This is a genomic window from Caldithrix sp. (genome assembly GCF_056497305.1).
Genome location: NZ_JBSMDE010000079.1, coordinates 1 through 19,701, shown reverse-complemented (window position 1 = coordinate 19,701; position 19,701 = coordinate 1). Strand labels below are relative to the sequence as shown.

Below are 19,701 nucleotides of genomic sequence, written 5' to 3'. Positions count from 1 at the left end.
CCCTCCTCTTTGGTTAGTGAAAGTTAACTATATTAGTTGAGCATTTACGCTACTTCTTTCACCGAATGTCTCTCTACCAATCGCGTTGGTACAATAGAGGTCACAGGTTTGCTAATTTCGCATTTCAGATGCTGCATTAACAGACGAACGGCAATGGAGCCCATTTCTTCTTTGTAAACACGAATTGTAGTAAGCTGAGGCGATGACATTTTAGCTAATTCAATGTCGTCAAAACCAATGATAGAAATATCGTCCGGAACTTTGAACCCCGCCTCCTGAATAGCACGAATCCCATAAAGTGCGTTTATGTCATTGGCAGAAACAATGGCTGTTGGCGGATTCGCTAACTGGATTAATCGTTTGGTATTCTGGTATCCCTCCTCCAGACCGCCAGTTTGCACCAGGTTTTTGTCAAAGGGCAAACCATGAAATTCCAGGGCCTTCTTGTATCCCAGGTAGCGTTGGAAAAAACTTTGGCGCTCTAAAGGGCCCGAAATGAAACCGATTCTTCGGTGGCCTTTCTGAATTAAGTATTGGGTGGCCGTGTAGCCGCCATGTTCATTATCAATCAGAACCTGCGTAAATTCTTCCACTACAATTTTAGGATCAATTAGTACCACCGGCATTTTTATTTTCTTGATCTTGTCAATAAATTCCTGACTAAAGACGCCGACCAGAATAACGCCATCCACCTCCTGATTAAGGATCGGCGCCGGTAAGGGGACCTCCTTTTTGTTGGGCAATAATGTTAGCACAAGATTAAAATGATTCAGGGCTAATTCTGCTTCAATCCCTTCCAGAACGCGCGAATAGAATGGATTTAAGGACAGAGGCTTTTCTTCCCGACAGAAGATTACATCGATATTTTTACTTTGAACAAGCGGGGTATCGCGCCTTAAACGCGAAATATCATAATTAATTTGCTGGGCAATTTGTAAAATTCTTTTACGCGTTTTCTGCGAAACATCGGCGCGGGCATTTAAGGCTTTGGAAACAGTAGAAACAGACACATTGGCCAGCCGGGCAATATCTCTAATGGTCGACATAACTCCTCATGACATTGAACGAAATTTTCGAAATTAAGGTAATATGTTTCGAAAGTTTCGTCAATTTTTTTTAAAAATTTTTTCCAAAACGCACTCTCAGTTTGCCTTAAATAAAAGAAATTTTTATATTTAAGCAGTTAAATAAAAGACAGAAAAAAGTGACCAAAACATCGTTTAACGGGTACTAAACAACTATTTAAAAGCATACGTTTGCTCATGTTCCCTGGTAACCCGGGACAGTGCACCGATAAGATCTGTTTTAAAACCAAAGGATGGCTTATGCTCCCAGAATTTTTACAAAATCAATTGCGTCTTCTTTATGCGCAAAGCCAGGATGAGCTGGCTTTTCAGGAAAACCGCTATCAAGCCCTTGCGCAACAATTTCGGGAACGGTTTAATGAAGCTCCCCAACACTGGTTTAGCACGCCGGGCAGGACGGAGCTTGGCGGCAATCATACCGATCACAATCATGGTCGGGTGCTGGCGGCCAGCGTGCATCTGGACGCTATTGCCGCCGTCAATCCCACAGAAGATTGGCAAGTTACGCTATTTTCAGAAGGTTACAAACAGCCATTTGTAATCGATTTACGTCATCTGCAAAAAAGTGAAGAGGAATTCGGCAGCACAACAGCGCTTTTGCGGGGCATTGCCTTTCGCATGCGCCAGCTAGGCTATCGAATCGGTGGTTTTAAGGCCTGCGTTGCCAGCAATGTCATGCCCGGCTCCGGCCTGAGTTCCTCGGCCACCATCGAAGTATTAATTGGCACCATTTTTAATCATCTTTACAATGAGGGTCAAATCGCCGTAGAAGAGGTGGCCAAAATCGGCCAGTTTGCCGAAAATGTGTACTTTGACAAGCCCTGCGGCTTAATGGATCAAATGGCCTGCGCCATTGGCGGCATCATCTTTATTGATTTTAAAAATCCTTCAAACCCCACATTCCAAAAAATAGATTTTGATTTCGAAAAACAGGATTACCGGGTACTGGTGGTCAACACCGGTGGAAGCCATGCCGACTTAACGGAAGATTACGCCTCCATTCCTCAGGAGATGAAGCAGGTGGCCAATGCGCTGGGCAAGAAGGTCTGCCGCGAACTGGACGAGGCAACTTTTCTTCTGGCTCTTCCAGAATTGCGTCAAAAAGTGGGCGATCGGGCCTTGCTGCGCGCTTTCCATTTCCTGCGTGAAAATCAACGCGTTTTAGAACAGGTAAAGGCCCTGCACGACAAAGACTTTGCTCTGTTCCTGAAATTAATGAACGAATCCGGTAATTCATCTTTTAAATGGTTACAGAATATTTTTGCGCCTCACCAGATCCGCGAACAAAACATGGCCCTGGCTCTGGCTTTAACGGAAGATTATTTAAGGGAAATCGGGCAGGGCGCCTGCCGAGTACACGGTGGCGGTTTTGCCGGAACCATCCAGGCGCTTTTACCGGTTAACGCCATTGATGAATATGTAAAAAAGATGGAACCTGTGTTTGGTAAAAACTGCGTTTCTGTATTAAGAATCAGACCATTCGGAACACGCTATCTCAATCATGCTCTTTAGTGCAATTTACTCATTAGGGCGCAGTTTTAATCAGCGAACAGGCATGAGGCGACTTTAAAAAGTCGCGCTACGGGTTAACCGGAAATCCCTGAAAGTAATCTTTTTACCTTGCGCTAAATTTCATAACCGTTACCGTGTGATAGGTTTCGCCCGGTTTTAAAATGGTGTTAGGAAATTCAGGGTGATTAGGCGAATCGGGGAAATGCTGGGTTTCCAGCACCAGAGCATAGCGCTGTTGATAAACGATTCCCTTTTTGCCTTTAATCGTTCCATTCAGAAAGTTGCCGGAATAAAACTGCACTCCCGGTTGATCGGTAAAGATTTCCATGTAACGTCCCGTTGTGGGCTCATACACGGCGATCTGCTTTTTTAAGCTGCCATCGGCATCGTTCAACACCCAATTATGATCGTATCCCCGACCGAATTTCAGCTGCACATCGTCGGCGTGGATGCGTGCGCCAATTTTGGTCGGTTTACGAAAATCAAAAGGCGTATTTTCCACGGAACGAATTTCGCCGGTTGGTATTAAGGTACTGTCCACAGGTAAAAAGTAATCGGCATTGATCCATAACTGATGGTCCAGAACATCGCGTTTACATCCGGTGAAATTGAAATAACTATGGTTGGTTAAATTAACCAGCGTGGGTTTGTCGGTCGTGGCGAAATATTCAATTTTAAGAGCATTTTCATTGTTCAGCGAATAGATAACCTTCACATCCAGGTTTCCCGGATAACCTTCTTCATTATCCTTACTCAGGTAGCTCAACTCCAGACCGACCAGCTGATCATTCTGGAAAGGTTTTGCCTTCCAGACTTGTTTATCAAAGCCTTTAATCCCTCCGTGCAAATGGTTTGGCCCATTATTGGTTGCCAGACGATATTCATGGCCATTCAGTACAAATCTGCCTCGGGCAATGCGATTCCCATAGCGTCCGATAATCGCTCCAAAATAGGGGCTGTTATTAACATACTGCGCTAACGAATCGTAACCCAGCACTACATCTTCATAATTTCCATTTCTATCCGGAGCGGTCAACGACTGAATGATGCCGCCATAGTTTGTAATTTTTACGACCATGCCCTGTGCATTCGTTAACGTGTACAACTCTACATTTTTCCCTTCCACGGTTCCAAACCTCTCCTGCTTAATCGACTCTTGTTCTTTTTCTGCTTTACAGGCCACAAGCTGAAACAAAAATATTACCGTTAAAAAAAAGAACCATAAGAATTTAAAGATAAAACGTTTCATATTCCCCTCTTAAGTTAATGTGACTTTTTCAAGAATTGTTTTCTAAAAAACAAGAGATGATACTCCAGGGCGTTCGTCCAGTAAGCCCAGGAATGCCCGCCGGGTCGTTCCACATAATCATGGCTTACCTTTGCCAATAGAAGTTTGCGGTGCAACTGTTGGTTAATATGAATAAAAAAGTCATTGACGCCGCAATCCAGCATGAAGGACAGTCCGGACTTCTGGAAAAGCGGGATCATATGCACAACTGAATAATTCTCCCACCTTTCAGTAAACCGGATAAAATCGCCCAAATATTTTTCTTTACCCCATTTGTGGGGCCAAAAGGTCAAATCGACGCCCCCGCTTATGCTCGAGGCGGCAAAAAATAGATCTGCATGTTTCAATGCCAGATAAAGGGCCCCATGTCCGCCCATACTCAAACCCGTTATGGCCCTGCTCTTCTTCCCTTTCCATGTTCTGAAATGAGCATCCACATAAGGAATGACTTCACTAATAATGTGCGTTTCATAGCGACAGGTCGAATCGACGGGGCTATCCAGATACCAGCTATCGAATCCCCCATCCGGGCAAACCAGAATAAAACCATACCTATCTGCCAGAGGACGCAAATCGATATGCGCCGGCCAGTCCCGGTAGCTGCCGCTCCAGCCATGTAACAAATAAATTACAGGAAACGATTGTTGACTTTCATGGTAAGCATCCGGAAACACGATCACAGCAGAAAATGTTTTGTGCATGGAAGGGCTGGGGATGCGCAACGTATCCAGGGTTCCGGCAAAACCTTGTGCGACAACCCAGCCTAAAACAACAAACATCCCTATTTTGCGTTTCAATTCACTCATGATTATCTCCAATGACTAAGTAATCGTCAGCTTTCAAAAACAGAACAGCGGATCGACACCATTACTTTTTCGCCCATTGTTTTATGTTTCAAACCCCTACCTTTTAAAAGCTCATCACTGTATTTCACCATTAATGGAAAAGCACACTGGCCGGAATCACCTGTTTTTCAACAGTCGGGCCCTGCCAGCGGACGATGAGTCCTTCATCTACCGCGCCTTCAAAAAAGATTACCTTAATTTTATGCAATCCTTTTTTTAAGGCAATTTGTCCGCTCTTTTCATTCATGCCGTGCAACCCATCATTGTTAACGATTTCCCGATCGCCGATGAACAATTTACTACCATCGTCTGATTCGGTAAAGAAGGTGTAAATACCGTCTTCAGGCGCCAGAATATAACCCGAAAATCTGAAACCGAAAAAATCTTTTTTTCTGGCTTTTGTCAAATCAAACTGCCCGGTAATGCCTTTTTCTCTGACCTGAACGGTATCAAAATCAGGAAGCTGTTCCCATTTCCCCTCAAAATATTCATATTGAAGACGCGGCTTTACACTGTCTAAACCGACATCAGGCGGACGCAATGTTGTTTTCTGATAATGAGCAGCAACCAGACCGCTCATCCGACCATCGTTAGCCAAAGAACGAGCTTTGACCGTGGTCGTTTGAGTTAAAACGATGGGCTTAGCATACAGAGGAGACGAAGACCCGGGATCGCTGCCATCGAGCGTGTAATGAATGGGTTCGCCTTTCCGATTACTTAGTTGAATCACAATGGAATCGAGAAAAATAGAGCTCAATGGCTGAAATTGCGGCAAAGAGACCATGTGATCCTGAATGAAGTTGCGGGCATCCTCAAAAGAGATTTTTTGTTCTTTACGATCGTAGGTTAAAAGCCCATTGGTTTCGGTTTCCACATCGGTTATCTGTGTGTAAATGGCAGCGCTAAGCCCTGGTTGTTCTTTTAATTGCCAGATTTTATCGAACAGGGCTTCAAATCGTGCTTTGTATTCTGTTTTGTCTTTTAAATTCAGATAGCCCCAATTTTTTTTCGTCCAGGTGTGTCCGGGGATGGGCAAACCCAGGCCGCCAAATTCCCCCAATACCGCCGCTCTCTGCTCTTCAGGCTGAGGAGCAGCCGGTCCCGGATACACATGAATATCCATCACATCTCCTATGCCTTTATCGACCCAACCGCTTGCATTATCTACCAGGCGAGCGGGATCAAGCCTACGTACAAGATGTACAAATCTTTCAGTGTCAAACTGGCCCCAACCTTCATTAAACACGACCCACATGTAAATGGAAGGGAAATTGTACAATTCTTTAATCATCTCTTTTAATTCCATCTCGAATTGCACGTCCGTTTCCTTTGTACGCTTTTTCTCGAAATCTTTGGGATTGACGCTGGGCATATCCTGCCAGACCAGCATGCCTAATCGATCACACCAGTAATACCATCGATCGGGTTCCCGCTTGGCATGTTTGCGAATGGTATTAAAGCCCAGCTTTTTTGCCGCTTCAATGTCAAATTTTAAGGCTTCGTCGTTGGGCGCCGTGTACAAACCATCTGGCCAGTACCCCTGATCCAGCGGTCCGACCTGGAATATTGGTTTGTTATTTAGAAATAATCGCGTCACGCCGTTTTCATCTTTGCCCAGGCTGACCTTTCGCATTGCAAAATAGGATTCCACCGCATCCTGCAGTTTTCCCTCATCCCATAATTCTACTTTCAATTGATATAGTTGAGGATGTTCAGGGCTCCACAATTTGGCGCCGTAGGCCGGTAAATTGAAAACTTGGCCTAAAACCCCCTCTGCAAAGCTAACTTTTTTCCCCTGATCCAGAGCCGTTACGCGCACTTTATTGCCCGAAGTGGCATTTTCGCCAAAAGCCTTTATTTTTAAGATTTTTTGATCCACATCCGGTACAAGCTGCAAACGCGTTAGATGCGTTTTGTTCACCGGTTCTAACCAGACGGTTTGCCAGATACCGGTCACCGAGGTGTAAAATATGCCTCCGGGTTCATCCACCTGCTTGCCTCGCGGATAATTTCCGTCATCTGTGGGATCAAAGACGCCCACCAGCAACTCCTGTGTTTTATTTTCCTGTAGGTAGGGGGTAATATCAAAGGTAAAGTGATCGTAACCGCCCCGATGTTTGCCCACTTTATGCCCATTTAAATAGACCACGGCATACCAGTCAACCGCGCCAAAATGTAGAAGAAGGTGGCGGTTTTTCCAGTTTTCCGGGACAACAAACAAACGGCGATACCAGGCATATCGCGTTTTTTGCTGCACACCGGAAAGCGCCGATTCAATAGGAAATGGCACCAGAATCTTACGTTCTAATTTTTGTTGAAACGGTGGATTGTCCAGATCTTTAGTGAATTGAATTTGCCACAAACCGTTCAGGCTCTTCCATTCCGGGCGCACCATTTGCGGGCGGGGATACTCTTGATGCACATTTTCTGGGCTTACCTCCTTTGCCCAGGGCGTTAATATCGAAACGGGTTGAATGTGCCAGCTACTTTTTTTTGCACATCCGTTAAAGATAACAATCCCTAATAATATCGAATAAAAAATGAATCGAATCATCTTTTTTTTCCTCTTTTATCTAATCAACACTAATTTACGAACCACTTTTTGAAAACCATTGTCAAGCAGGCAATAATAGATACCGCTTGCCACCTCATGGCCAGCCCTATTTGTTCCGTCCCATGTTTGTTGATAAACTCCCGCCGGACATGGTTGATTAACCAATGTATTTACCTTTTTGCCTGAAACATCAAAGATTCCGAGCCTGATAAGGCTTAACCGATCCAGCTGGTAAGTAATTTGCGTTGAATGATTAAACGGGTTGGGGTAAATGTTTAATTTGTTGACAGGTCCAGATTCTTGCCCGCGCTGTGGAACAATGAGTGTTGCCAGACTATCCTTTAACGTTGTTTTTAGCCAGGTAAAAGGTCGGAGGGCTTCGTTTCCTGAAAGATGCTCGATTAATTCAATAGCTCCGCCGTTTGAATCCTCTCTTAATTCTGTGCTAAATCCCCACCCTTCTCCGACACGGGGCTTACCACCGATCTGGTTCCAGGGTATTTGTATTTCAAATGTAAATCCAGAATCTTGCTGCATGTCATTCATTGTTCCCCGATACACAGCTCCTGCTTTCACGTTTACAGCTGCTTCCGCTTCCCAGCCTCCATTCTCCATTCCCTGATCAAGCTTTACTTCTCCACTGATATCCACGCCCAGTCGGAAAATTCCAGGTCGTATCTGGTGGGTATTTAGATTGCGCAAATCGAAATAGAATGTCAGTCCGTCGTCATCAAATACATTACCTTGATCATCCGCCCAAAAGTTAGAATCGGCGCTACAACCGCCAATGTACAGGGCAGAGTCGTTCCACAGCAGTTTTAACCAATATTGCGTGGTCGAATAGGCGCCAATAAACAGGGAATCGGCTTTCGACCATTCCGCTTCATCCAATTTGCCGTCCAGATTTATCTCAGGCACATAATGCACCTCAGGTTCTGGCAAAACGTAGCCATCAATCATGTAAATTTCACTGGATGCGTCATCTGAATAATTGGTGGTACTGGTTACAGCAGTTATGATTTTTTGATTTTTAACAAATAGAGAATTCCACATGGCGGTGCGGTCGGTTTTAATTAAGAACGGTTGCGATTTACGAGTAAAATTCTGGGCATTTTCATCGCCAATAGCCGTAAACATGGAAACCAGGTTGGGCTCAGGATTGCTGTTTGGATGCCGGCCTTCTGTTCCCTGATACGAAAGGATCACTTCTCCGGAAGGTAGCTGGATAATGTAGGGGGCTGCGCCCACATCACCAGCTGAAATACGGTATTCAGCTTTTAACGCCCGCCAGCGGCGCAGACTATTTCCCCCGACCGGTCCGGAACGCCAGTTATCTTCCATCGAGCTCCAGATGATCGTCGGTTTAAATTGACCGTCCCAGCCGTTATCTTCAATGGAAAAGACAATCCCTTGCCCATTTTGCAGAAGCAGGGGCACGGGCATGCCGTCGCGAAAGCCTTCTCTAAAACTGACCGTAACCGTATCGCTCCAGGAATAGCCGTAATCATAAGAACGAAACATAGAAATCTCTTGTTCGTTAGAGTGTGGATACGGAGTTTCATTGGCAATATAGAGTTGTAATTCTCCATCGGGTAGTTGCAGGGGAGACGGTTCCCAGCAGCCATCGGCAAACAGATAGCTGCCCGTGTAAACATCAGACCACGGCAGCCAGTGCTGCCCGCCATCCATGCTAATGGCAGTTTTGATGGCAAAACGTTTTGTTGGGTCCACATTGTTTTTAGGCGGTCTTGGATTGTAAGCCAGCAAAACATAACCAGTATTTAACTGCGTCAGATCAGGTACTGCTGGATTAACGCCATTTTCCGTTTTTGCTACCAAAACCGGTTCCGACCAGCTATGGCCATCATCATCGCTGTACAACACCAAAATGGAGGCACTTAACTCTCCGTCCTCCATCTTCCAGTTCTCAAAAGCACATAAAATCCGTCCGTTTTGCAAACGAATCATTCGGGGATAAAACGAATACCTGCCATACAATTTTTTCAGTGTCTTAAAATCCCATGCAATGCGAATGCCTTCTTCAAAAGCCAGTACCGTTGAGTTCAGGATCAATAGAAAAAACAAAATTTTTTTTAACATTCATTTACTCCAAATTCACATTAAAACTAAATCGATGGGCGGCGCCTAATTCTCTAAAATCGCTATAGGAATAATCGAATTGTAATGGCCATGTGTACAGTTTGAATTTCAATCCAAAGCCAAATGAATAGGTTTCCACATCCGAATTGATGCGATAACCGGCACGTAAAAAGATTAATTGGTTTATGGTGTATTCAAAACCTGTTTTGCCAATCGGCTTACCGTCGTTTGGTTTTTCAGTAGCCAGGGTAAACATTAATGTTTGATTTTTTGCCTCATAAGCGTCAAAATTTAAACCAAATGTAAAGGTTGTGGGCGGCGGATAGGATTCATTAACAAATTTAACGCTGGAGCCAAAGTTACTGATCATCATTCCAAAGCGAAAGCCATGATAATTAGTCGTGTACAAAACAGCCACATCTACGGTTAGGGCATTCTGGCTGAATCCTTTGGCCAGATAAATATTAATCAAATTAAGCGTTCCGCCAAAACTGACATGATTGGTCAAAAGGCGTGCAAAACTGATTCCCAGCCGATTGCTGCCAGCATAAAAGGTTGCCCCAGTTCCGTCGGGCTGCAGAGGCGTTCGCACTTTCATTTCATCGGTGTAAAGAGCTGTTAAGGACAGGGCCAGCACACTATTCTTGCGGCCCAGATTGTAAGCCAGGGCGGCGAAATCATGATGGATACCTGCAAACCATGTAGTGTGCGATAAAGCTAGTCCCCATTGTTTAACGCTAACCAGCGCGGCTGGATTGTAATACGCTGCCTCAGGTCCGGCCACAGCCGAAATCATGGCGTTGCTCATTCCTGCCGCCCGGGCGCTAACGCCAATCTTTAAAAATTGCGCAGAAGTACTTCCCGGGCGTTCGTACTGGGCAAAAACACTTAAAGGCAAAATGATTAACAAAAACAGTTTAATTCTCATGATTCTACCACCATTTACCAATCGATTTTAACGCCAAACTTTGCATACCGTCCGGTGGAAAATTGCCGAGGATCCATCAAACGATACATATCGTACCAGGTGTAAAATTTTCGTTGGTCGTCGATTACATCTCCATAGCGATACGGTTTCCCCGTCCAGGGGTTAAACCCATATCCGATTTGAACGTTATTTTGATTAAAAATATTAAATATATCTAACGAAAAGGTTAATTTGCTTTTCGACGAAAGGAGAAAATATTTTTGTAATTTTATATCGGTTGTAGAAAGCGGCGGGCCGGTTTTGGTGTTCTCCTTGGTCTGTAGTTCGATTAAATCGTGACTGCCTGGAGTATAAGGATAGCCAGAAGAAAAATTGGAGAGAATGGTCATGTTCCAGTTGGTTGGCAACTTAATTCCAAAAATTTTGGGATGCTCCCTTTGAAAATTGATCATGCCTTCAAAAATAATTTGATGTCTTACATCCCAGGAGAGGCGTCTTTCACGAATCGGATTAGGAAAATCTGTTAGCGAACGTTTGTAATCGTCAAAAGCAGAAGAGGCATAGCCGGTAGCCCACTGCACCGTATAGGTCAGGTTGCCGGAAAAATGGTGTGCATAACGTTTTTCCAGCCGAAATTCCATTCCACGTGCGCGGGAGTAGCCTTTGTTATCATAAAGCGAAACAGGCACGCCCAAAGCGGCCCGCAAAGCTGTGGTGCCCACCTGTTGTGAAATATCTTTGGTATAGCTTTTAATATCAATAGACCAGTCATTGAATAATTGATGAGTAAAGCCAAATTCATAGAGTACCGTTTGTTCATAATCCAGATGGGGATTGCCGGTAAAGCCACCGGAATAAGGATCGCGATAAAAGAACTGCAATTCCGGCAATTGATTAAAATGTCCATAAGAAAAAAATAAGACGGTTTTAGTAGAAATAGGGAACGAAATACCAAAGCGTGGACTAATTTTGTACTTAAATCGTTTCCAGTTGGGTTCTAAGCCTGTAGCCGCCTGCCATTGAGTTTTGTATTCCTTTCTAAAGACTGATTTTCCCGGCATAAACCAATCCAGACGTAACCCAGCGTTGATGATCAGACTTTCATGTTCAAATTTATCCTGCAGGTACCATCCGCCAATCCAGGGGAAGGCGTGAAATACCCAACGATTTTGTCCGAATTCAGGATCAGGACCTGGCGGTTTGGGATAATAACTCTGCGACTGACCAAAACGCCATTTACCATAGTTTGACAGGACATATCCCCCGTCTTGAATATCGACATATTGCAAATCGTTATATTGAAATTCAATGCCCGATTTTATTAAATGCGCTTTGTGAACCTGAGATGTAATACTGCCGCGCAAGGTAAATGTTTTGGTATTATCGTCACGCCATAAACACTCATAACCGCGGTCATCAAAAAAGCCGGTTAGTTCATCTATTGTAGGCGGATGAATGGTGCTTTTTATTTGATAGGGGGTAGAGTCTGGAAAGAGCGTTAACCAGTCTTCATAAGATAAACCCGTTTGATCGGTACTATCTTTATAAAATCGCCAAAATTGATGGGGCATGGTTCCATCAAGAGAGGCGCGATATTTTACGCCTAAAAAGCCAAAGCTCAGATCATAAAAGGTTGAGTTTGATAGGGTATGATTAAATTTGAAAGTAAAATTGTGATTGTCCCTACCATAAGATACTGTATGGTCTGGATTAAATTTCCACAACCAGTCAAAACGGCTCCATCTTTTCCAGGAACCATGATAAGTGGTGGCAATACGTAAACTGGGAGAAATGCGCCAATTTAATTTAAAATTCAGGTTCCCTGTGTTATCCTGTTTTTCACGAATTTTTGCGCTCAGAACATCCAGAAAATTTCGCTTTCGATGATTATTGTACTCCGTATTTGTCAAATTCGCATTAGCAGAAAAGAAAAAAGTTAATTCGCCAGGCACCTTTATGCCCATTTTGGGCAACAGGTAACGCGAGAGAATTTCGGGGCCTCCCAGATGAAAAATAGCGTACTGCGTATCGTATGACGGCCCGAACCAGGTTGGCCGGTCTGTTTTATACTCCACGCCGCCTTCAAAATAATTCTTACCAGAACGCGTGGTGATATTGATCACCCCTGACTGAGCCTGCCCATATTCGGCGTTAAACCCACCCGTCAACATTTCTATTTCTTCAACGTCTTCAACATTCAGATCAATAACGCTGCGCCCTCCATAGAGGGGATGAGTAACAGGTACGCCATCGACCATGTAAAGGATTTCTCCGCCACGCCCGCCGCGCACATGGACATCTTTCAAACTTTCGTCCCGTACCTGTAAACGAACACCACTGGCCAGTTGAATCGCTTGAGGTTGCTGATTAAAAAACACACCTCCTTGTGTGCGAAACATATCAAGCGCTTTTTCCATCCCCGGCAAATTCTGAAGCTCTCCTCGCGTGGTTGTTCGCTTTGTAGAAGTAATGTCCTTCTGGATTACCGGCCTTTGCGCCACAACGGTGATTGGCCTGGAAGTACTCAAAATCGTTTGTCTCATCTTTACGCTAATATTGGTGGTCAGGTCCACATGCACTTTTACATTGGTTACTTTCACAGTCTGATAACCGACATAGGAAAATTCTAATGTGTAAACACCCGGGGGTACCTGCAAAATATAGTAGAAACCATTTTCATCGGTTGCAGCACCGAGCGGTTTTTCTTTTACCACCACGTTTACGCCAATTAATGGCTGCCCCGTATTCTCATCTGTAACTACGCCGGCAATTTTGCCAGTATTGCCGGCCTGCAAACCAAAACCAATGCATAATACTAAAAGAATCGTGTTGCTCAGGCGCATCTTTTATTCCTGTTTTAAAATTTTAACGCTTTTCACAAAAATCTGTCGTTTAAACAAATAAGTATCTTTAAATCGTTGAACCGAGGCAAAGGGTTTTAAAACCAGCTCCACTTCCGTAATCATATTCTCCTGTACATTGAATTCAAAATCGGCATTAAAGAGTAAAGAATCTTCTGGCGGCAGATGAACAGGAATCGGATCAAAATTTCCAATTCGCAACTCTTTAGCGGTTATGCCGATCTGAAGCCTGTTATATTTACCCGGTGGAACGTACGTTTCGAAAATCTTATATCGCACATAAACTTTGTTTAGACTGTCGCGCGCCAGAATATTGTAGCTATGTCCTGGATTATGGTAAGCTTGAAGATCGGGATAAAGAACCGCATATCGTTTTCCCTGATAAGCTTTGCCTTCAAACACATTGATCATAAAAACATCGCTGGTATCCACTGTGTAAATTTCATCGATGATCACAATGGACGTGTCATTGTCGTCGCCATGGAGGATAACCCTTAAAATACCCGGATCCGGTGAGCTCTCAACCCCTGTTGAACACTTTAAAAACAGCGTCAAAGTCAATAAAGTAGAACAAAAAATAAATATGCGTTTCATCTTCAGTGCATTCTATTTAATAAAACTAATTTTTTCAATTTTACTCATATTGCCAATTTTCAGACGACAGAAATAGATTCCACTACTAACATTATGTCCTTTGTAGTCTTTTCCATTCCAGATAAGCCGGAGTTTTGTTTTTGAGCTTGTACCAGAAAACAGAGTTTTAATAATCTGTCCCCCTAAATCCAAAATCTGAATTTTAACTTTGGCACTTTCAGGCGCCTGGAATTCAATAATCAAACGATCATTGAATGGATTGGGGTAACATTTAAACAGGTCATACGAATCAAGATAACCCTGTTCCGAGTTGTCTTCCACTGATGAAATGGTTGCACCACTGGGCAGGGGCTGTGGAGTACGCGTGGGTCCCATGATTTTGAGCAAACCATTTTCGAAGTACATGCGATCAATATTCAAAATGCGATCACCTGAAGGATTATTGGGATCGGTGTGCGTATGATAGGCAACAAACAGCTCTTTGCCATCGGGAGAATAGGCTGCGCTATTGTGGCCGGGCCCGGACACACCAATTGCCAGATCCGCTTTCAGAATGGGATTCCCTGAATATTTACTCCATGGCCCTTTAGGTGATGTGGCAGTAGCATAACCAATGCTGTAATCCACTGAAGCAAAATAATTGGCCGAGTACATTAAATAATACAGACCTTCATGTTTTATCATGTATGGGCCCTCATTCCAGGACCAGTCTCCATTAGGATGCTCCCAGCCCTGGCTGGGCTCAACACAAAGCACCGGTTCGCCAATTTGATAGAAACTGTACGGCATCATCTCCTGGACATAAATCTGGCTCACATGTCTGCCGTTGATAATATTTTCAGAACAATCCTTAACATAATACAGGTAGAGCTTGCCGTCATCATCCATAAAAAAATCGCCATCAATACAGACCAGTGAACTATCTAACAAAGGGGCCTTAAAATTTACAAATGGTCCCAGAGGATCATCACTTTTAGCCAGGGCCAATTTTAACTTTCCATCAGCGGCCCGCGCACTGTACACCATATAATAGTTTTGGCCCAGCTTAAATACTTCGGGCGCCCAAAAATCGCTTTTTCCCCATTCATTGCTGGCTACAGTATTATCTAAAGCCAGCCAGTGACGATCCCATTGTACAAGATTTTTAGAGGTCCAGACAAAAAATCCACGATTAACAACTGTGTTCGAAGTTGCATATAGATAATACGTGTCGCCATCCTGAAAAATAAAAGGATCGCCAATATGACTAACCTCTGTAATTGGATTGGTATATGTGCTATCCGTAACCTGGGCTGTTCCAATAAGGCAAAAGCTTAGTAATATGATTGTGAAAGTCATCGGTTTCATCAATTTTCCTCCCTAACGAACTAAGATTATTTTTTTGATTTTACTTTGAGCCCCTGCCGAAACCTGATAAAAGTAAATACCACTGGCCCAATTTTGCGCGTCTATTTTTATTTTTTTCAGACCAGCTTTTACAAAACGCCTTTTTAACGTTAATATTTTTCTGCCCTGCACATTAAACATGCGAATCATTACATTCGTAGCCCGTGGTAGATAGAAACGAATTTCCGTGTAACTATTAAAAGGATTCGGAAAATTCTGATACAGGGTAAACCGGTCTATTCCCATGCCAGTCGTTTGCTGGCTAAGCCTGGTGGCAATGGTTCTCGTGTTAGCCAGAAAAATAGGGAGGTAATAACATTTTTCTACTTTTCGATCATACGTAAGCAAACCTGCGTATTCTTTTTCAACATCGGTCAGCTCGGTGTAAACTGCTGCACTCAGCGCTTTTTGATTAATTAAATTCTGTAATGAATCGGTATAGGCAATGTATTCCAGAGCCATGGCATTACCAGAGGAAAATCCCGCCCCGGTAAATGGCGCCCAGGTATGGCCTTCCATTTCGCGCCATAAACCGCCGTACTCACCACAAACCACGGCTCGCCCTTCCTCCGGTGCCGGCGACCGAGGCTCAGGATAATTGTGGATGTCATTAATATCGCCCAATCCTTCATCGTAGCCATTGATGTTCCAGCCAGAATTGGCATTAATCAATCGTGTGTCGTCAAGGCTGCGCACCAGTGAAACCATGGCCTGCGTATCAAACTTACCCCAATTTTCATTGAAGACAACCCAAACCGCAATAGAAGGATGATTCATCAAATGCGTGACCATGGCGCTCAGTTCCTGCTGGAATTGTTCTTTGGATTCAAGGGAAAAATTCCCTCCATTGGGCATGTCCTGCCAGACCAGCATACCCAGTTTATCGCACCAATAATACCAGCGATCTGGCTCAACTTTTACATGTTTTCTGATAAAATTAAAGCCCCACTTTTTAGCCATTTCTATATCGTATTTCAACGCTTGATCGGCAGGCGCAGTGTACAGTCCGGCCGGCCAGTACCCCTGATCTAAAGGCCCTATCATAAAATAGATTTTATTATTCAAGGCAATGCGCGTTCTTCCCTGGTCATCCAGTTTTAAACCAATTTTACGCATGGCAAAATAGGAATCAACGGAATCTTTTTGATCCGACGCGCTTTGCGTTTTAATTTTCAATGTGTAAAGATAGGGATCTTCTGGCGACCAGAGATGGGCTTGAGGAATATGTAGAATCATTTCTGCCCCTCCATAAGTAGAAGCCCGAGCAATAACTGCAGAATCAACTTCTACTTCGGCGGTGACCTGAGTGCCGGTACTTGCTTCGTTCAAAAAGACCGTTAATTTTAGTTGTTCTGCATCCACATCCGGCACCATCTTGATCGATCGAATGTAAATTTGCGGAACCGGCTCCAGCCACACCGTCTGCCAGATGCCGGTCACAGCCGTAAACCAGATTGACTCAGGATGCTCTTTCTGTTTGCCTACCGGTTGCTCTCCCGCATCCGTGGGATCATGCACCCATAACAACAGCTCGTTTGCCTTATCAAATTGCACAACATCCGTTATGTCTATGACAAAGGGATCATAGCCTCCTTTATGTTCAAAAACCAATTGCCGGTTCAGGTAAACCTTACAGTGCCAATCGACAGCGCCAAAGTGCAATAAAACACGTTGGTTTTGCCAGGCCGCCGGGATGAGAAAAGATCGTTTATACCAGGCATAATCCATCGCGCGTGTAATGCCCGAAAGCGCCGACTCAATGGGGAAAGGAACCAGAATGGAATCAGCCAATAATCGATCGAAAGGCGGCGAATCATAAGCGCTGGCTTCTTCAAATTGCCATAACCCATTCAAATTTAACCAGGCCGAACGTACCATCTGGGGACGCGGATATTCAGGCAAAACGTTATGTGGATCAAGCTGCTCAGCCCAGATACTCATCAGGGGCACATCTCCCGGTTTCCATTCACCATACACCATGCCTTTCAAAAATAAAAGAGCAAAAACAATTAAAACATGTAAATAATTAAGTTTGATTTTATTTGATGATAACAAATTTTCCCACCTGTATTTGACCGTTTTTCAAATCCTTAACTGAGAACATGTAAATGCCGCTGGCTACGGCCTGCCCCACAGAGGAAGTCAGGTTCCAATCGTGATAACCTTTTCCGGAAAAACCGCCGTGATGTTCAATAGTGTTTACTAAATCTCCAGCCAATGTGTAAATTTTAATGATACAATCTTCCGGTAAATTTATGAATTGAATGCGCCGGTCCTGCTCCATCCAGAAGGAACGACGCCCTTCCGGTTTTTCCCACGGAGGATTATACGAGTTATAATCAATGTCGCCACGATAGGGATTAGGTACCACAGCCACCTGTCCCACCGTTTTGGGCGGTGCCGGCCCGGGCACAACCACCCGGGCATTTTGATTAATACTCGATTCCAGAGAAGGCCAGTTTAAAGCATGATCTTCCTTTGAAAAGGCTGTCACGGAATAATAATATTCAACATTATTTAACAAGCCTTCATCAACATATTCGTATTGCAGGCCAATATTCTGACCGTAATCGTCATCTGCAATATCGTATTCAGCTAAAAGTTTCCATGGTCCCTGGATGCTTTGCGTGCTTTTGTACACGCGATACCCTTCAAATGGTTTTGTTTCTCCGTCTGCGCGATTGGGATCGACATAATTTTCCGGATTATTCTCTTCGGTTGGTTTCCAGATCAGTTTGACCTTATGGTTGTCCGTTACAAAACGCAAAGGAGGCATGGGAGGTGGGGCAGGCAATTGAAAATCACGTGCAGCCAGTAAATCGACTTTATGCGCCGTACTTAAAACGCCGTCCACGCCTTCGCCTAAAATTTCAGCGACTCTAAAAAAAAGCGTATCTCCCACCGTCAGATCAAACGGACCAAATGACATTACAAAATGGCTACCGGAAGGTATTTGTTGATTATCCATAATTATGTTCGTGTCCATCAATCGTTTGTACTTTTCTTCATCGGTGGCCGGGGTCAATCCCGGAGGATTGGTGCTTGCATTCCATTGGAACGACCATTTTAAGGCATCCGGATCGTATCCTTTGGGTGGAATAATTTTAAAACCAATGGGGCTAAAAGACTGGCCGTCGCCTCCGCCCTTACTATCCACCCCCATTCCCATGCGTTCTTCGGGGAAATACCATGACAGGTCGTCACGTAAAAACAACTGGATGTCGCTAAAACGATAGCCGACATTTGGATCGACCCAATAGGTAATAAAGGTTCTTTTTAAATCAAATTTTGTTGGCACAACATAAAAATCAAACAGAATAATCTCATTTAAAGGTTGCGGCGAAGCCCATGCATGGCTTACCTGAATGACATCCACGTAAAGTGGATGGTGCCAGCTATCTTTTAAGCTAACAGGATTGTAATCATTGTAACGACAGATATAATCCTGGTCGGAAAGGCCGATGTAACCAGGCCAGTAAGGGATGTTTAACGTATCGTTGCGTCCCGCCACCCAGATGGTATCCCATGGCTCATTTGAAAAAGGCCAGAATTCAAAATGGGAATTCCAGGGATTCCAGCAGGAGGTCACTGAGACGAGAGTATCGCCTGTGGGTGTAATAGCGCCCACCCAAATGCCGGCCTCGCCAATGTGCTCTTCAAAACTACCTGGCGGGAATTCGCAATTAATCATATCTCTTACAGGATAGCCTGCCGGCCATAAGGGCCCCTTATTTGTAATTAGTTGCCGCACCTGTCCTACATTATGATATTTCCAATCGATCGTTATTTCCTGAGAGAAACAAAAGGAAAGGCCTACTAAAAGCAGTAAAATTAATTTTTTCATCAACCCTTGCGAATTCCTCATTTAAAACCCCATGCTTTGCAAAAGTTGTCGCCCTACAATTTTAGCTTGATCTTGCTTCATAAAATATAATGGAAAGCCTAACACTACCACGTCAAAGCTGGTGCCATAGTAATGCAAACCACAGGGCCGTCCCACATAATCCATATTGGCCCCGCCGTACAAAAAAATTGTTTTAGTAAAACCGCCCAGTTCGGTAATGATATTTACCTGATTTAGTTTGTAAAGGTAGGGAAACGATTTCAACTTAAGGGAATCTGCGTACATATCATCCAGCCCGTTAATGCCGTTAACGGCAAACATGTCAGATGGGATGGCCGGTGTTTCATCCACTTTGTTAATGTGCAGGTAATCATGAACAAAAGAGCCCTTTTCAAATGATTTGGGAAAATTTTCTTCCCAGGCAAAGGATTTTAATATTCGCCAGCCAGAAATGATTAAACTGCCGCCCACATTTAGATAATCGGAAATTTCTTGCGTGTGATTGATGATCTCGTGAGGACGGCTGGTAGGCTTGTTGTCTGCATGCCAGATCAACATTTTGTATCGACCCAATATTTTCTTTTCGGGCATGCCCTGTGCGGCGTAATCCCATGTGTCATGCTGGCCGAACAAGTCCCAATAAAAACTATCTACTCGGGCATCTGTGGTTTTGGCGCTGGCAGGAAATTGCGATTCATCGGTTT

13 protein-coding genes are annotated in these 19,701 nt (G+C 44.0%); 1 reads left to right on the top strand and 12 read right to left on the bottom strand.

From position 1 onward, the window contains the following. Window positions 1-44: 44 nt before the first annotated feature. Window positions 45-1,046: a LacI family DNA-binding transcriptional regulator gene (locus ACWB0I_RS06935; RefSeq protein ID WP_479387324.1), complete on the bottom strand. Its 1,002-nt coding sequence runs from the start codon at window positions 1,044-1,046 to the stop codon at window positions 45-47. Window positions 1,047-1,325: 279 nt separating this feature from the next. Here ACWB0I_RS06935 and ACWB0I_RS06930 point away from each other — a divergent pair, with 279 nt between their 5' ends. Beyond that, window positions 1,326-2,597: a galactokinase gene (locus tag ACWB0I_RS06930; RefSeq protein WP_479387323.1), complete on the top strand. Its 1,272-nt coding sequence runs from the start codon at window positions 1,326-1,328 to the stop codon at window positions 2,595-2,597. Between the two features lie 103 nt (window positions 2,598-2,700). Here ACWB0I_RS06930 and ACWB0I_RS06925 read toward each other — a convergent pair whose 3' ends face one another. The 11 genes from ACWB0I_RS06925 to ACWB0I_RS06875 all read right to left on the bottom strand — a co-directional run. Continuing rightward, entirely contained in the window at window positions 2,701-3,846 is a 1,146-nt protein-coding gene (locus ACWB0I_RS06925) for an aldose epimerase family protein (RefSeq protein ID WP_479387322.1), read from the bottom strand. Window positions 3,847-3,860: 14 nt separating this feature from the next. Next, on the bottom strand, window positions 3,861-4,691 hold the full coding sequence (locus ACWB0I_RS06920) for an alpha/beta hydrolase (protein WP_479387321.1): 831 nt from the start codon (window positions 4,689-4,691) through the stop codon (window positions 3,861-3,863). A 130-nt stretch (window positions 4,692-4,821) separates the two neighbouring features. Next, entirely contained in the window at window positions 4,822-7,284 is a 2,463-nt protein-coding gene (locus ACWB0I_RS06915) for a PA14 domain-containing protein (protein WP_479387320.1), read from the bottom strand. Window positions 7,285-7,299: 15 nt separating this feature from the next. After that, on the bottom strand, window positions 7,300-9,384 hold the full coding sequence (locus ACWB0I_RS06910) for a sugar-binding protein (RefSeq protein WP_479387319.1): 2,085 nt from the start codon (window positions 9,382-9,384) through the stop codon (window positions 7,300-7,302). Between the two features lie 4 nt (window positions 9,385-9,388). Beyond that, a complete protein-coding gene (locus ACWB0I_RS06905; protein ID WP_479387318.1) occupies window positions 9,389-10,312 on the bottom strand; it encodes a PorV/PorQ family protein in 924 nt (307 codons plus the stop codon). A gap of 14 nt (window positions 10,313-10,326) precedes the next feature. Continuing rightward, on the bottom strand, window positions 10,327-13,155 hold the full coding sequence (locus tag ACWB0I_RS06900) for a TonB-dependent receptor (protein ID WP_479387317.1): 2,829 nt from the start codon (window positions 13,153-13,155) through the stop codon (window positions 10,327-10,329). Window positions 13,156-13,158: 3 nt separating this feature from the next. After that, the gene (locus tag ACWB0I_RS06895; RefSeq protein WP_479387316.1) at window positions 13,159-13,767 is read right to left on the bottom strand and encodes a hypothetical protein; all 609 of its coding nucleotides are present in this window, start codon (window positions 13,765-13,767) and stop codon (window positions 13,159-13,161) included. Between the two features lie 12 nt (window positions 13,768-13,779). After that, complete coding sequence (locus ACWB0I_RS06890) at window positions 13,780-15,114, bottom strand: family 43 glycosylhydrolase (protein WP_479387315.1); 1,335 nt, start codon at window positions 15,112-15,114, stop codon at window positions 13,780-13,782. Between the two features lie 12 nt (window positions 15,115-15,126). Then, on the bottom strand, window positions 15,127-17,208 hold the full coding sequence (locus ACWB0I_RS06885) for a T9SS type A sorting domain-containing protein (RefSeq protein WP_479387314.1): 2,082 nt from the start codon (window positions 17,206-17,208) through the stop codon (window positions 15,127-15,129). After that, window positions 17,192-18,997 (bottom strand): flagellar hook assembly protein FlgD, encoded by a 1,806-nt coding sequence (locus tag ACWB0I_RS06880; protein ID WP_479387313.1) that lies wholly within the window; start codon window positions 18,995-18,997, stop codon window positions 17,192-17,194. The genes ACWB0I_RS06885 and ACWB0I_RS06880 overlap by 17 nt, the downstream gene beginning before the upstream one ends. Window positions 18,998-19,018: 21 nt before the next feature. Continuing rightward, a partial coding sequence (locus ACWB0I_RS06875; RefSeq protein WP_479387312.1) for a hypothetical protein occupies window positions 19,019-19,701 on the bottom strand: 683 nt, incomplete at its 5' end.